The 13,210-nt window shown below is 72.3% G+C and carries 15 protein-coding genes; 1 reads left to right on the top strand and 14 read right to left on the bottom strand.

The features are described from left to right. Window positions 1–42: 42 nt before the first annotated feature. The 6 genes from E4P39_RS06340 to E4P39_RS06315 form a co-directional block, all read right to left on the bottom strand. On the bottom strand, window positions 43–930 hold the full coding sequence (locus tag E4P39_RS06340; RefSeq protein WP_135135538.1) for a diacylglycerol kinase family protein: 888 nt from the start codon (window positions 928–930) through the stop codon (window positions 43–45). Window positions 931–936: 6 nt separating this feature from the next. Beyond that, window positions 937–1,854 carry a twin-arginine translocase subunit TatC gene (gene tatC, locus E4P39_RS06335; RefSeq protein WP_245159668.1) on the bottom strand — a complete coding sequence of 306 codons (918 nt, stop codon included), beginning with the start codon at window positions 1,852–1,854 and terminating at the stop codon, window positions 937–939. Window positions 1,855–1,879: 25 nt separating this feature from the next. After that, the gene (tatA, locus tag E4P39_RS06330; protein ID WP_135135537.1) at window positions 1,880–2,206 is read right to left on the bottom strand and encodes a Sec-independent protein translocase subunit TatA; all 327 of its coding nucleotides are present in this window, start codon (window positions 2,204–2,206) and stop codon (window positions 1,880–1,882) included. Window positions 2,207–2,289: 83 nt separating this feature from the next. Further along, on the bottom strand, window positions 2,290–2,493 hold the full coding sequence (locus E4P39_RS06325) for a hypothetical protein (RefSeq protein WP_245159667.1): 204 nt from the start codon (window positions 2,491–2,493) through the stop codon (window positions 2,290–2,292). A gap of 9 nt (window positions 2,494–2,502) precedes the next feature. After that, on the bottom strand, window positions 2,503–3,492 hold the full coding sequence (locus E4P39_RS06320) for a WYL domain-containing protein (protein WP_209306382.1): 990 nt from the start codon (window positions 3,490–3,492) through the stop codon (window positions 2,503–2,505). Next, window positions 3,489–4,466 carry a WYL domain-containing protein gene (locus E4P39_RS06315; RefSeq protein ID WP_135135536.1) on the bottom strand — a complete coding sequence of 326 codons (978 nt, stop codon included), beginning with the start codon at window positions 4,464–4,466 and terminating at the stop codon, window positions 3,489–3,491. The genes E4P39_RS06320 and E4P39_RS06315 overlap by 4 nt, the downstream gene beginning before the upstream one ends. Window positions 4,467–4,544: 78 nt before the next feature. Here E4P39_RS06315 and E4P39_RS06310 point away from each other — a divergent pair, with 78 nt between their 5' ends. Continuing rightward, window positions 4,545–5,714: a DUF3866 family protein gene (locus E4P39_RS06310; protein WP_135135535.1), complete on the top strand. Its 1,170-nt coding sequence runs from the start codon at window positions 4,545–4,547 to the stop codon at window positions 5,712–5,714. A 112-nt stretch (window positions 5,715–5,826) separates the two neighbouring features. On the opposite strand, the gene pafA is transcribed toward E4P39_RS06310, so the two are convergent. The 8 genes from pafA to dop all read right to left on the bottom strand — a co-directional run bounded on the left by pafA (window position 5,827) and on the right by dop (window position 12,896). Then, window positions 5,827–7,185, bottom strand: coding sequence for a Pup--protein ligase (gene pafA / locus E4P39_RS06305; protein WP_135135534.1), 1,359 nt, complete (start codon window positions 7,183–7,185; stop codon window positions 5,827–5,829). A gap of 108 nt (window positions 7,186–7,293) precedes the next feature. Continuing rightward, on the bottom strand, window positions 7,294–7,950 hold the full coding sequence (locus tag E4P39_RS06300; protein ID WP_135135533.1) for a LamG-like jellyroll fold domain-containing protein: 657 nt from the start codon (window positions 7,948–7,950) through the stop codon (window positions 7,294–7,296). Between the two features lie 202 nt (window positions 7,951–8,152). Next, window positions 8,153–8,506: a hypothetical protein gene (locus E4P39_RS06295; RefSeq protein ID WP_135135532.1), complete on the bottom strand. Its 354-nt coding sequence runs from the start codon at window positions 8,504–8,506 to the stop codon at window positions 8,153–8,155. Between the two features lie 11 nt (window positions 8,507–8,517). Next, on the bottom strand, window positions 8,518–9,429 hold the full coding sequence (gene prcA, locus E4P39_RS06290; RefSeq protein WP_135135531.1) for a proteasome subunit alpha: 912 nt from the start codon (window positions 9,427–9,429) through the stop codon (window positions 8,518–8,520). Between the two features lie 3 nt (window positions 9,430–9,432). Further along, entirely contained in the window at window positions 9,433–10,290 is an 858-nt protein-coding gene (prcB, locus tag E4P39_RS06285) for a proteasome subunit beta (RefSeq protein WP_209306381.1), read from the bottom strand. A 97-nt stretch (window positions 10,291–10,387) separates the two neighbouring features. After that, on the bottom strand, window positions 10,388–10,825 hold the full coding sequence (locus tag E4P39_RS23165; RefSeq protein WP_280790821.1) for an endonuclease VII domain-containing protein: 438 nt from the start codon (window positions 10,823–10,825) through the stop codon (window positions 10,388–10,390). 255 nt (window positions 10,826–11,080) lie between these two features. Beyond that, window positions 11,081–11,290, bottom strand: coding sequence for a ubiquitin-like protein Pup (locus E4P39_RS06275; RefSeq protein ID WP_135135529.1), 210 nt, complete (start codon window positions 11,288–11,290; stop codon window positions 11,081–11,083). 100 nt (window positions 11,291–11,390) lie between these two features. Then, on the bottom strand, window positions 11,391–12,896 hold the full coding sequence (dop, locus tag E4P39_RS06270) for a depupylase/deamidase Dop (RefSeq protein ID WP_135135528.1): 1,506 nt from the start codon (window positions 12,894–12,896) through the stop codon (window positions 11,391–11,393). Window positions 12,897–13,210: the final 314 nt, after the last annotated feature.

Here is a 13,210-nt window from a genome sequence, read left to right as displayed (position 1 = left end):
GACGGCCGGGCGGGCACCTCAGACCCGGACGGCGGGAGCGCGTCAGGCGCGGCCGGTGCCGACGATCCGCAGTGCGCCGGGCACGCACTCGGCCACCGCGGGCAGCGGCGCCACGAGCTCGCCGTCCGCGTACGTGGTCACCCCGGGTGAGGACAGCTCGACCCGCGCCGCCCGGTGCACCGTCACGGCGGCGTTCTCGACGTGCGTGCCGGCGGTGAGCCTCGGTCGCTGGCGGACCAGCTCGAGCCGGGTCAGCGGACCGACGACGGTGACGTCGAACAGCCCGTCGGCCGGGTCGGCGCCCGGGCAGACCTTCATCCCGCCGCCGTACCAGGACGTGTTGCCGACGGCGACGAGCGTGACGGGGACGGTGCTGGTCTCGCCGTCCAGCACGAGGGTGAGCCGCCGGGGCCGCAGCGCGGCCAGCTCGGCGAGGATCGCCACGTCGTACCGCCGGCGGCCGCGGGGCCAGCGCAGCCGGTTGGCGCGGTCGGTGACGGCGGAGTCGAAGCCGCAGCACAGCACCGTCGCCCACCACCGGTCGCCGGTCCGGCCGGCGTCGACGGTGCGGACGTCCCCGGCTCCCAGGTCCTCGGCCACCGCACGGGCGGCGGCGACCGCGCCCTGCGGGACCCCCAGCGCGAGCGCGAGGTCGTTGCCCGTTCCGGCGGGGACGACGGCCAACGGCGTCGTCGTCCCGGCGACCGCCTGGAGCGCCGCGTGGGCCGCGCCGTCGCCACCCACCGCGACCACCGCGCCCGTTCCCGCGGCGACCGCCTCGGCGGCCTGCCGCTCGGCCTCGGCGCCGGTGGTGGCCGGCAGGACCTGCGGCTCGAGCCCGCCGGCACGGAGGGTCTCGAGCACCGCGCGGGAGAGCGCGCGGGCGCGGCCGCGGCCCGCGGCAGGGCTGATCAGGACGGCGACATCCACGCGGCCTCAGCCGCGGGTCGTGGAGTCGAGCGGCGACGGGCGCGTGTCCAGCGGGGACGGGGCCGTGTCGATCTGCGACGGCTCGTCCTCGCCGACACCGGGAAAGGCCTCGGCGGCCTCCCGCCGGGCCCGCCGCTTGTCCACGACGCGGGCGATCTGGATGGCGCCCTCGAACAGCACGACCATCGGGCCCGCCATCAGCAGCATGGTGAACGGGTCCTGCGTCGGCGTCACGAAGGCGGCGAAGACGAAGGTGAGGAAGAAGATCCAGCGCCGGCTGCGGCTGAGCACCTCGTAGCTCAGGACGCCGACGAGGTTGAGCGCGACCGCGACCAGCGGCACCTCGAAGCTGACCCCGAAGGCGATGAGCAGCGAGAGCACGAAGCCGATGTAGTCCTGCGCGGTGAGGGCGACGACGACGCCGTCACCGGCGAGGGAGAGCAGCAGCTCCAGGCCGGCGGACAGGGAGACGTAGGCGAGCACCGCCCCGAGCGCGAACAGCAGGCTGGAGACGGCGACGAACCCGATGCCGTAGCGCTTCTCGTTGCGCTTCAGCCCCGGCGTGATGAACGCCCAGAGCTGCCACAGCCAGAACGGCGCCGACAGCACCGCCCCGGCCAGGAAGGCGACCTTGAGCCGGATGAAGACGCCGCCGAAGACGTCGGTGATGAGCAGACCGCAGCCGGTGTCGCCGTCGCCGAAGCGGAGGTCGGCGTCGAGGCCGCAGTACGGGGCGCGGATGAACTCACCCAGGCCGTGCTCGTACCACCAGAAAGCGACCGCGGTGGCGACGAGCAGCGCCACCAGCGCCTTGGCGATGCGGTTGCGGAGCTCGGTGAGATGCGCGACGAGCGTCATCGTCGCCTGCGGGTCGCGGGCCGCCCGGCGGCGACGGACGCGCGCGCCCCGCCCGGCCTCGCTCACCGTCGTCCCGCCCGGAGCTGGGGGGTCAGCGAGGTCCGTCGACCGCGCCGGACCGGTCGGCGCGGGCGCGCAGCTCGGCGGCGCGGATCTCGGCCGCACGTGCCTCGTCCTGCAGCTGCGCGGTCAGGTCGGCGTCCTTGCTCAGCGGCGGAGCGAGCTCGGCGCGGACCGGCGTGACCTGGGCGGCGTCCTTGCCGGCGACGTCGTCGCTCTTCATGCCCTTCATCTCACCCTTGAAGATGCGCAGCGACTGGCCGAGCGAGCGCGAGGCGGCAGGCAGCTTCTTGTAGCCGAAGAGCAGCAGGATGATCAGGACGATCGCGATGATCTCCAACGGGCCGAGTGAGCCCATGACTGTCCTCCGAAGGTCGACTGCACCGGCGATCCTACGCCGGAGGGTGTTCGGATCCGGGCGCGCGCGCGGATGTGGGCAGGTCAGCCCGCGTCGTCGTCCCGATCCCGGCGCGCCTCGGCCGCCGCCGCTGCGGCCTGCACCTGCTGCAGCACGGGGCGCACCTCCCGCTCGAAGGACGCCACCTCGCGCCCCAGCCGGGCGAACGCGCCGAACACCCCGTACGCCACGCCGCCCAGGACGACGAGCGCGAGCACGACGACGACGATCCACACGATCAGGAGCACGGCGCGATCCTAACCGGCGGTGCCGGCGGCCGGCTCCGCCTCGTAGCGCGCCAGCGCCGCCCGCGCGTCGGCGGCGACCTCCGCGGCCAGGCCGGCCGGCTCGTCGACCAGTGCCGCGCCGCCCAGGGAGGCCACGAGCTGCCGCGCCCAGGCGAGGTCGGCGGTGCGCACCGTCACCGCGAGGCCGCCCGGCGGGTCGTCGACCGGGGCCACGGAGTCCACCGGGTAGTAGTCGGCGACCCAGCGGGCGTGCCGGGCCAGCCGTAGGCGGACGGCGGGCGCACCCGGCTCGGGCTGGTACACGCCGTCGTCCAGGTTCCGCTCGTGCGCCTGCGGCGGTGGCGCGGACCGCTCGTCGAGGACGGCGACGTCGTCCACCCGGTCGAGACGGAAGAGGCGGACGCCCTCGACCCGCCGGCACCACGCCTCGAGGTACCAGTGGCCGTCGACGAGGAGGATCCGCATCGGGTCGACGGTGCGCTCGGTCCGCTCGTCGCGCGTGGGCACGTAGTAGTGCAGGTGCAGGGCGCGGTGACGCTCCAGCCCCTCGCGGACCACGGCCAGCGCCTCCTCGCGGGCGTCCACGCTGACCGCGACCGGGCTGACCGTGCCCCCCGCGTGCCCGACGGCGACCGACACCTTGTCCAGGGCCCGGCTCACCGCGTCCCGCTCGGCGAGTCCGGGCAGCTCCAGCAGGGTCCTCAGGGCGACGACCAGCGCGACCGCCTCGTCGGTGGTCAGCCGCAGCGGGCGGACCATGCCGGCGGTGAACGTGACCCGCACGCGGTCGCCCTCGAAGGCGAGGTCGATGAGGTCGCCGGGGCCGTATCCGGGCAGCCCGCACATCCAGAGCAGGTCGAGGTCGCTGCGCACCTGCTTCTCCGAGACCCCGAAGTCGCGCGCGGCCTCGGCCAGCGGCACGCCGTCCGGCCGGGACTGCAGGTAGGGCACGAGCGCGAGCAGCCGGGTCATCCGGTCGGAGGTGCCGGTGACGCTCACGCGGACTCCGCCATCGCGGCCAGCCGGGTCAGCCGGGCGATCACGGCGTCCCGCACGTCGGGGGGCGACTCGACGAGCACATCGGCGCCGAGGGCAGCGAGCTGGTCGGCCAGCTGCCCGGGTTCGGTGGTGCGCAGCTGGAGCCGGTCGGTCCCGTCCTCGGCCGCGCCCAGGGGCGTGGCGTGCCGGCGCAGTCCGATGGCGGTGCCCGGCCGGGCGCGCACGACCACCACGTGCTCCTCTCCCCCGACCTGCCCGGCGACCACGTCGGCGAGGTCGAGACCGGCGGGGGGCTCGAACGCCCCGGCGGGGCCGGTCGGCTTGGGGGCGCCGACGACGCGGGACAGCCGGAACACGCGCGGGGCGGCGCGGTCGAGATCTTGGCCGACCAGATACCAGCGGCCGTGCCAGGCGACGACGCCCCACGGCTGTACCCGGCGGCGGGCGGGGACGTCCTCGTCCGGCCGCTGGTAGCCGAACTCGAGCAGCCGGCGGTCACGGGCGGCGGCGTAGCAGGGCTCGAAGGCGGGTTCACCGGCGTCCAGGCGGGGCTGGAGCGGGATGGTCCGCGAGCTGTCGACGTCGACCCCGGCGGCCTTGAGCTTCACCAGCGCGCTGTGCGCGGCCCCGGCCAGCTGCGCGGACTCCCACAGCCGCAGCGCGAGCCCGACCGCGGCCGCCTCCTCACCGGTCAGGTGGATCTCCGGCAACTCGTACTGGGACCGGGCGATGCGGTAGCCGTCCTCGGTGTCGAACGCGCTGGTGCGTCCGGTCTCCAGCGGCACGCCCATCTCGCGCAGCTCGGCCTTGTCCCGCTCGAACATCCGCTTGAACGCCTCGTCGGCCTTGTCGGAGCGGTCGTCGGCGTCGTAACCGGGCACCGTGGCGCGGATCTTCGCCGCCGTCAGGAACTGGCGGGTGCTCAGCAGTGCGATGACCAGGTTCACCAGTCGTTCCGCCCGCTTGGCCGCCATGGGTCCAGGCTAGTCAGCCTGCGGAGCCGCCCGGACCGCCGGTGGGCCCCTCCGACCGTCCGTCGTTAGCCTGCCCTCATGAGCTCTTCGGCGGTCCCGGCCTCCCGCATCCGGTGGCGACGGGGGCGGGTGACGGCGACCGGCAGGTCGGGACGCGACTCCCTCGAACTCACCGTCGACGTGCCGGGTGACGGCGAGGTGCGGGCCCTCGCCTACCGCTCGCTCGTCGGCTCCCCCGAGATCGGGGACGACGTCCTGCTCAACACGACCGCGCTGGCGCAGGGTCTCGGCACCGGCGGGACGGCGCTGGTGATCGCCGTCCCCGACCGGCTGCCGCCGGACCCGGAGGGCACGGGACACCTGGTGAAGGCCCGGTACACGCCGCTGCAGGTGTCGGTGCAGGGCGTCGACGAGCAGGACACCGAGCACCACGCGCTGATGGTCGACGCCGACGACCTCGGCGGCATGCCGGTCGTCGTGGCCGACCTGCACTCTGCCCTCCCCGCGGTGCTGATCGGCATGCTCGCCACGGACCCCGACCTGAAGGTCGCCTACGTCATGACCGACGGCGGGGCGCTGCCGGCCGCGTTCTCGCGGACGCTGGACGCGCTCGCGCCGTCCCTGGCCGGCGTGGTCACCGTGGGGCAGGCCTGGGGCGGGGATCTCGAGGCCGTCACGCTGCACACCGGGCTGCTCGCGGCCCGGCACGTGCTGCAGGCGGATCTGGCGGTAGTCACCCAGGGGCCCGGCAACCTGGGCACCGGCACGCCGTGGGGCTTCTCCGGCGTCGCCGCGGGCGAGGCGTGCAACGCCGTCACCGTGCTGGGCGGTGACCCGATCGGCGCCCTGCGGATCTCCGATGCCGATCCGCGGCCCCGTCATCGCGGCGTCTCCCACCACTCTCTGACGTCGTTCGGCCGGGTGGCGCTGGGTGGCGTCACGCTCGTCGCGCCCCGCGGCCTGTCCTCGGAGCTGGGCGGGCAGGTGGACGAGGACCTCGCCGGGCAGCCGAAGCGCAATCCGGTGGTGTGGGTGGACACCGACGGCCTGGACACCGCCCTCGGCCTCTCCCCCGTCCCGCTGAGCACGATGGGCCGCGGCTATCCCGAGGAGCGCGCGTACTTCCTGGCCGCCGCCGCCGCCGGCCGGTTCGCCGCCCTCCGCGTGCCCGTCCCGGGCGACGAGGAAGCCACGCCGGAGGAGGCCGAAGCCGAGCGGGACGCCGTGGACGCGGACCCGCAGACCTGACCATGGGATGTCGTCCCGAGTGGGCCCCGGAGGGGTCCGCGCAGGGAGGACGCAGCGGCTCAGCGGCAGCCGGGACGGTACCTGGCCGCGGTGTCGTCCGGAGGACGACAGATCACATCGTCGCGATGAGCTTGTCGACGCGCTCGTCCACGGACTTGAACGGGTCCTTGCACAGCACGGTGCGCTGGGCCTGGTCGTTCAGCTTGAGGTGCACCCAGTCGACGGTGAAGTCGCGGCGCTTCTCCTGGGCCTTGCGGATGAACTCGCCGCGCAGGCGCGCGCGGGTGGTCTGCGGCGGCACGTTCTTGGCCTCGAAGATCCGCGGCTCGTGCGCGACGCGGTCGACCTGGCCGGCCCGCTCGAGCAGGTAGTACAGCCCCCGCGTGCGGCTGATGTCGTGGTAGGCGAGGTCCATCTGCGCGATCCGCGGGTGGCTGAGCGGGAGGTCGCGCTTGGCGCGGTAGCGCTCGATGAGGCTGAACTTGGTGGCCCAGTCGATCTCGCGGTCGATGAGGCTCAGGTCCTCGGAGTCGACGGCCTTGAGCACCCGGCCCCACAGCTCGAGCATCTGGCGGTGCTCGGGGTCCGCGCCCTCGCGGTCGACGAACTCGGCGGCCCGGCTGTGGTACTCGGACTGGATCTCCAGCGCCGACATCTCCTTGCCGTTGGCGAGGCGGACCTTGCGGCGTCCGGTCATGTCGTGGCTGATCTCGCGGATGGCCCGGATCGGGTTCTCCAGGGTCATGTCCTTGATCGGGACGCCGGCCTCGATCATCCGCAGCACCAGGTCGGTCATGGTGACCTTGAGCAGCGTCGTCGTCTCGTTCATGTTGGAGTCGCCGACGATGACGTGCAGCCGCCGGTAGCGTTCGGCGTCGGCGTGCGGCTCGTCGCGGGTGTTGATGATCGGCCGGGAGCGGGTGGTGGCGCTGGAGACGCCCTCCCAGATGTGCTCGGCACGCTGGCTGACGCAGTAGATGGCGCCGCGCGGGGTCTGCAGCACCTTTCCGGCGCCCACGACGATCTGCCGGCTGACCAGGAACGGGATCAGGACGTCGGCGAGGCGGCTGAACTCACCGTGCCGCCCGACCAGGTAGTTCTCGTGGCAGCCGTAGGAGTTGCCGGCCGAGTCGGTGTTGTTCTTGAACAGGTAGATGTCGCCGGTGACGCCCTCTTCGGCGAGGCGCTGCTCGGCGTCGACCAGCAGGCCTTCGAGGATCCGCTCGCCGGCCTTGTCGTGGACGACGAGCTCGGTGAGGTCGTCGCACTCGGCGGTGGCGTACTCGGGGTGGCTGCCGACGTCGAGGTAGAGACGCGAGCCGTTGCGGAGGAACACGTTGGAGCTGCGCCCCCAGGAGACCACCCGGCGGAACAGGTAGCGGGCGACCTCGTCCGGGGAGAGCCGGCGCTGCCCCTTGAAGGTGCACGTGACGCCGTACTCGGTCTCGATGCCGAAGATCCGTCGGTCCACGACCCGAGACTAGGCGCCGGGAACGTCAGAGGCGGAGTGCCCGCGCGCATGGCAGGTCACGACCGGGTGAACGCGCGTCACCCGTCCCGGGTGGGCTGCTCGGCCCGATCAGCCGATCTCGATCTTGACGGAGTCCATCAGGCCTGGGAACCAGTCGGTGCCGTCACTCTTGCCGCCGACGTACACCGGCGCCGAGTTGCTGATCGACCCCAGCGTCCTGGACACCGATCTCGTCTGCCCGGCCGCGGTCAGCGTGACGCCCGACGAGGTCTTGCGGCAGGTGATCGTCACGAAGCCCTTGTTCGCGAGGCCGGTGGTGCCCTGGACGTCGCCGACCCGGCCGCTGCTGTCCTTGAAATGGCAGGCAGCGATCGCCTGCCCGGTCGAGGAGCGCCTGAGCTCCAGCTTGTAGTAGCCCCCCGATGAGGTGGTCACGCCCTTGCGGACGACGTCGAAGGTCTGACCGGAGGCCGGCACCTTGGTGATGCTGATCCGCGCGGTCAGCCTGACGCCGGTGCTGCCAGGATCGAGGTTCGACTTGTCGGGAGCCGTGGCGAGTGAGCTGGTGCCGTTGAACTTGTAGGCCCCATCGGACAGCGTGACGTTCCGGGTCGTCCCGTTGTTGTCCCCTCCCGCGCTGTCGACCATGGTGGGCAGCCGGTCCATCTTCCACTGAGCTCGCACCGTCAGCGCGGCGTGCGCCGGTGTCGAGAGGACGATGACCGCCGCGGCCGCTGCGCCCGCAACGATCAGATGCCGAACCATTCGCCGCATGGTGAACTCCATCTTCTAGGACGTTCCGGGGTCTGGGGCGCACGGAACGTAACCGGTGACGGAGAGGAGTGGAACCGCTTCCGCTGCGTACTCGACGAGAGAGGTCCGCGGCGCGGTTCTGCGGGGGCCGGAACGCACAGAACGAGCGTGCCGGGGAAAGCGTGCAGGTGGGCGGGGTGACCACGAGGCCTCGCTAGGACGGCCGCTTCCTGTCCAGCCGCTCGAGGAGGTCGTCGGCCGCTGCGGCGATCTCGTCGTGGTCGTTCTGCACCGCTCGCTGCTTGCCGTGGATCAGCGCCGCCCGGTTGACCTTCGAGAAGTCGCCGTACGGGAAGGCGTAGCGCTTCTTGGTCTCCTCCGACGCATCCGGGTCGACGGCGAGATGCCAGGCCCCGTAGCCGTCGTAGCCGTGGCGTTCGATCTCGGCGTTCTCCTCGTCGGCCGAGGGTGCGGCGTCCGACCACTCGGTGTCGTCGTCGTACTTTCCGGCGTCGATAAGCTCCCCGGCCTTCGCGACGCCGTCCCTGTTGACCCGGTAGGTGGGCACGTCGGCTCCCGTCAGGACGTGGAGGTGTCCCCGCTGTCGCGGTCGGCCGGACCGGGCTGGGGACCGGAGCCCTCGCCGCTGTGCGCGGTACCGCCGGCGGTGTCGGGGTTGGCCGGGTCGCCGAGGCCGGGCGGGGTCCCGGGTTCGGACACGCTGGGCGCGTGGGCCGAGGCGGCGGTGGCGCTCTCGCGGGCATCCGGTGCGGGGTGTTCGTCGCCGAGGAGCGTGCGGAGCGCGGCACCGACGACCCGGCGGAAGGCCCGCTTGGGTCGGCGCCGGTCGAGCAGAGCCACCTCGAGCTGCGCCGCGGTGAGGCGCGCCGGTCCGCCGTTGCCGGCGCCGGCCGTGACGGAGCTGACCGCGGACAGCGCGCGGACGCCGACCGACAGGGCATCGGCCAGGCCCATCCCGGGCAGGAAGTGCTCGCGCAGGTGCCCGGTCACGGCCTCGGCCTGGCCGCCCATGACGACGAAATCCGGCTCGTCGACGACGGAGCCGTCGAAGGTCAGGCGGTACAACTGGTCGTTCTCGGGGCTGTCGCCGACCTCGGCGACGCAGAGCTCCACCTCGTAGGGCTTCATCTGCTCGGTGAAGATCGCGCCGAGGGTCTGTGCGTAGGCGTTGGCGATGACCCGGCCGGTGACGTCGCGCCGGTTGTAGGAGTAGCCCCGGACGTCGGCGAGGCGGACGCCGGCGACGCGGAGGCTCTCGAACTCGCTGTACCGGCCGACGGCGGCGAAGCCGATGCGGTCGTACAGCTCGCCGACCTTGTGCAGCGTCGAGCTGGGGTTCTCGGCGATGAACAGGACCCCGTCGGCGTAGGTGACGACGGCGACGCTGCGGCCCCGGGAGATGCCCTTGCGGGCGTACTCCGAGCGGTCGCGCATGAGCTGCTCGGGCGAGGCGTAGTACGGCATGGTCATGGCTCAGCCCTCCCGCTGCATGTTGTCGCGGTCCGAGGCGGCCCGGTCGGTGACGATGCCGTCGGCGACGGCGGCGACCTCGGCGTCGGTCAGCCGGACGGCGCCCTCGGCGTCGACGCGGTAGACGATCGGGTAGAGCCGGCGGACCGGGTCGGGCCCGCCCGTGGCGGAGTCGTCGTCCGCGGCGTCGTAGAGCGACTCGACCACGGTGCGCACGGCGGCGTCGGCAGCGAGGCCGTGCCGCCAGGTCTTCTTCAGCGAGTTCTTGGCGAACAGCGAGCCGGAGCCGACGGCGGCGTACCCGCGCTCCTCGTAGTTCCCGCCGGTGACGTCGTAGCTGAAGATCCGGCCCGGGGCCGTGCCCGGCGCGGCGTCGAGGTCGAAGCCGGCGAACAGCGGGACGACGGCCAGGCCCTGCATGGCGGCGCCGAGGTTGCCCCGGATCATCGCGGCGAGGCGGTTGGCCTTGCCGTCGAGGGAGAGCGTGAGGCCCTCGATCTTCTCGTAGTGCTCGAGTTCGACCTGGTAGAGCTTCACCATCTCGATGGCGATGCCCGCGGCGCCGGCGATGCCGATGACGCTGTACGAGTCGGCCGGGTACACCTTCTCGATGTCGCGGCTGGAGATCAGGTTGCCCATGGTGGCGCGGCGGTCGCCACCCATGAGGACGCCGCCGTCGTAGGTGACGGCGACGATCGTGGTGCCGTGCGGCGTCAGGTCGCCCACCGGGAGCTGCGGGAGCGGGCGGCGGCTGGGCAGCAGATCAGGCGTGGTGGCGGCCAGGAAGTCGGTGAACGAGGAGCCCACCCGGTCCAGATAGGCGGGCGGGAACCCGCTCCGGCCAGCCGAGAACTCGTTCACTCATCCGCCTCTCCCGCCTGCGTCTGCCGGCGTGCCGTGCTTGCCCGACCGGTGCTCCGCGAGCTGGTGCTGCGCGTGCCTGGGCGTCGCTGCGACCCTACCGGCGGCTCACCCGGCCGGCTGGTCCCCTCGTGTACCGCGGCCGACGCGTCCCGGAGCCCTGCCAGAGCTTGCCGTCGTTGTGGTGCTCGACGTAGAACGCGGCCACGTGGAGGAGGAACGGGTCGTCCCTGAACTGGCCCAGACCGCCATCGCAGTTGAAGCACAACAACGCTCGAACCTCACCAGTCGCGTGGTCGTGGTCGACGTGCGCGGCCGGGACAGCTCTGCAGATCGCACACACACCGCCCTGCGCTTCGAGCATGAGATCCGCTTCAGCCGCGGAGATTCCATATCGCCGTGTCAGGTGGTACGTCCGCGCGCCGCCTGCTTTGTCCCGCGAAATGCGTCCGCGTTCGTTGTGGCAGGGGAGGCAGTACGTGGCTCGCCCCGTTCGAGACGCAGACGTCCGGGGAAACGCATCGAACGGCTTCACCACGCCGCAGTCGGGACACCACTTGTGGTCCGCCGGCACGGTGATCCCCGGGGGCGCGAACCGACTTCTTCGTGGCTCTACGCGGCGGGCTTCCCGGCTGCGTGCGGACCGCTCAGCGAGGTGTTCACGGCAATAGAACGCCAGGCCGTCTCGAGACCTGCGGTTCTTGCTGAACTCGGACGCGGCGCGGTGTCGCCCACAGTCGCGGCAGAATTTCGTGTCCAAGAGGCGGAATCCAGGCCAAGATGATCTTGGTCACTCCCCCCCTTTTTGTACGTAACTACGTACGAACTCCTCGGCGTTCGACTCGAGCACCTCGTCGATCTCGTCCAGTAGCGAGTCGACGTCCTCGGTCATTTCCTTGTGCCGCTCGGCGGCCTCGGTGTCGACCGACGCCTCGACCTCGTCGGTCTCCTCGCGCGTACGCGTCGCCTTCTGCTGCCCGCCGGTGTCCCTGGTGGCCATGACTGCCCTCCGGTCCTTCGTGTGCTCTGCTGACGCTGAAGCTACTCGCCGGAGGTGACAATCCGGGTCACCCGGACGGGGCTGTGGACACGGTTCGGCATCAGCCGCCGGTGATCGTGTCGACCAGCTCCTGCGCGGTCGCCGACGCCTCGAACAACGCCCCGACGTGCTCCCGGGTGCCGCGCAGCGGCTCCATCGTGGGGATCCGCACCAGGTTCTCCCGCCCGAGGTCGAAGACGACCGAGTCCCAGGACGCCGCGGCCACCTGCGCGGGATACCGGCGCACGCACTCGCCGCGGAAGAAGGCCCGGGTGTCCGACGGCGGCCCGGTCATCGCCCGGGTCACCTCGGCGTCGGTGAGCAGGCGCTGCATGGAACCGCGCGCCACCAGCCGGTTGTACAGCCCCTTCTCCGGGCGCACGTCGGAGTACTGCAGGTCGACCAGCTGGAGCCGTGAGTCCCCCCAGGAGAGCCCGTCCCGCGCCCGGTAGCCCTCGAGCAGCCGGAGCTTGGCCGGCCAGTCCAGCCGGTCGGCGCAGCGCATCGGGTCGACGGCGAGGTCGTCCAGCACCTCGGCCCAGCGCCGCAGCACGTCCGTCGTCTGCTCGTCGTCCTCCCCCTGGGACTCCACGAACTTCTGCGCCTGCTCGAGGTAGACCCACTGCAGATCGATCGCCGTCATGCGGCGGCCGTCCCGCAGCCGGACCGTGTGCGTGAGCGACGGGTCGTGGCTCACTGCTTGCAGCGCCTCCACGGGCTCTTCGAGCGTGAGGTCCCCCGGCAGGGCGCGCGCCTCGATCATCGCCAGCACGAGCGACGTCGTCCCGACCTTGAGGTAGGTGGAGAGCTCCGCCAGGTTGGCGTCCCCGATGATCACGTGCAGGCGGCGGTACTTCTCGGCGTCCGCGTGCGGCTCGTCCCGGGTGTTGATGATGGGGCGCTTCAGCGTCGTCTCCAGGCCGACCTCGACCTCGAAGAAGTCCGCCCGCTGCGACAGCTGGAAGCCCTGGGTGCGGCCCTCCGTGCCGATGCCGACCTTGCCCGAGCCGGCGAACACCTGGCGGGTCACGAAGAACGGGATCAGCCCGCGGATGACGTCGATGAACGGCGTCTTCCGGTCCATCAGGTAGTTCTCGTGGGAGCCGTACGAGGCGCCCTTGCCGTCGGTGTTGTTCTTGTAGAGCTGGATCGGCTGCGTCCCGGGAACCCGCGCGGCCCGGCGGGCGGCCTCGGCCATCACCTGCTCCCCCGCCTTGTCCCAGAGGACGACGTCGCGCGGGTTGGTGACCTCCGGCGTCGAGTACTCCGGGTGGGCGTGGTCGACGTAGAGCCGGGCGCCGTTCGTGAGGATGACGTTGGCCATGCCGGTGTCGTCGTCGAGGTCGGTGTGGTCCAGCGCCTGCGCCGGCGAGAGGTCGAAACCCCGGGCGTCGCGCAGCGGCGACTCCTCCTCGAAGTCCCAGCGGGGACGGCGTGGCGTCGGCGCCTCCGCCACCGCCCAGGCGTTGACCACCTGGCTCGACAGCGTCGTCGGATTGGCGGTGGGCTGCCCTGGCACCGAGATGCCGTACTCCACCTCGGTGCCCATGACCCGCCGCACGCTCATGGACCAACCCTAGGCCGAGCCCCGGCTCGTCCCGCCCGTCCGGTCCGGCGAGCCCGCGACCGGACCCGGCAAGGCCGTGGCCCGGCGGGGTGGCAGATAACGAAATGGTTACGTAGCCTCGTCTCGCCGGCGCTGTAGCAGAGCGGCCCTGGCATTGACGGGTTCATGGACCGGCCGTCGCGCCGCGCCCCCCGTCCCGGTTGCGCCGTGCGCCTCTCCGCCCTGCGGCCAGCGACCTCGTCCGATCCAGGCGACAAGGGTGGAGCGCGCCGCGCCATCGATCAGCCGCGGCCTGTCGGCGCCCGCCGTCCAGG

The organism is Blastococcus sp. CT_GayMR19 (assembly GCF_004570385.1).
In the GTDB taxonomy this organism is placed as follows: domain Bacteria; phylum Actinomycetota; class Actinomycetes; order Mycobacteriales; family Geodermatophilaceae; genus Blastococcus_B.
This window is presented reverse-complemented; position numbering and strand designations above follow the sequence as displayed.

Excerpts from the sequence above, each read along its gene's own strand:
- tatA (WP_135135537.1), bottom strand. The coding sequence starts at position 2,206 with ATGGGCTCACTCGGCCCGTTGGAGATCATCGCGATCGTCCTGATCATC.
- E4P39_RS06315 (WP_135135536.1), bottom strand. The coding sequence starts at position 4,466 with ATGGCGGCCAAGCGGGCGGAACGACTGGTGAACCTGGTCATCGCACTG.
- E4P39_RS06310 (WP_135135535.1), top strand. The coding sequence starts at position 4,545 with ATGAGCTCTTCGGCGGTCCCGGCCTCCCGCATCCGGTGGCGACGGGGG.
- E4P39_RS06300 (WP_135135533.1), bottom strand. The coding sequence starts at position 7,950 with ATGGTTCGGCATCTGATCGTTGCGGGCGCAGCGGCCGCGGCGGTCATC.
- prcA (WP_135135531.1), bottom strand. The coding sequence starts at position 9,429 with ATGACCATGCCGTACTACGCCTCGCCCGAGCAGCTCATGCGCGACCGC.
- E4P39_RS06275 (WP_135135529.1), bottom strand. The coding sequence starts at position 11,290 with ATGGCCACCAGGGACACCGGCGGGCAGCAGAAGGCGACGCGTACGCGC.
- dop (WP_135135528.1), bottom strand. The coding sequence starts at position 12,896 with ATGAGCGTGCGGCGGGTCATGGGCACCGAGGTGGAGTACGGCATCTCG.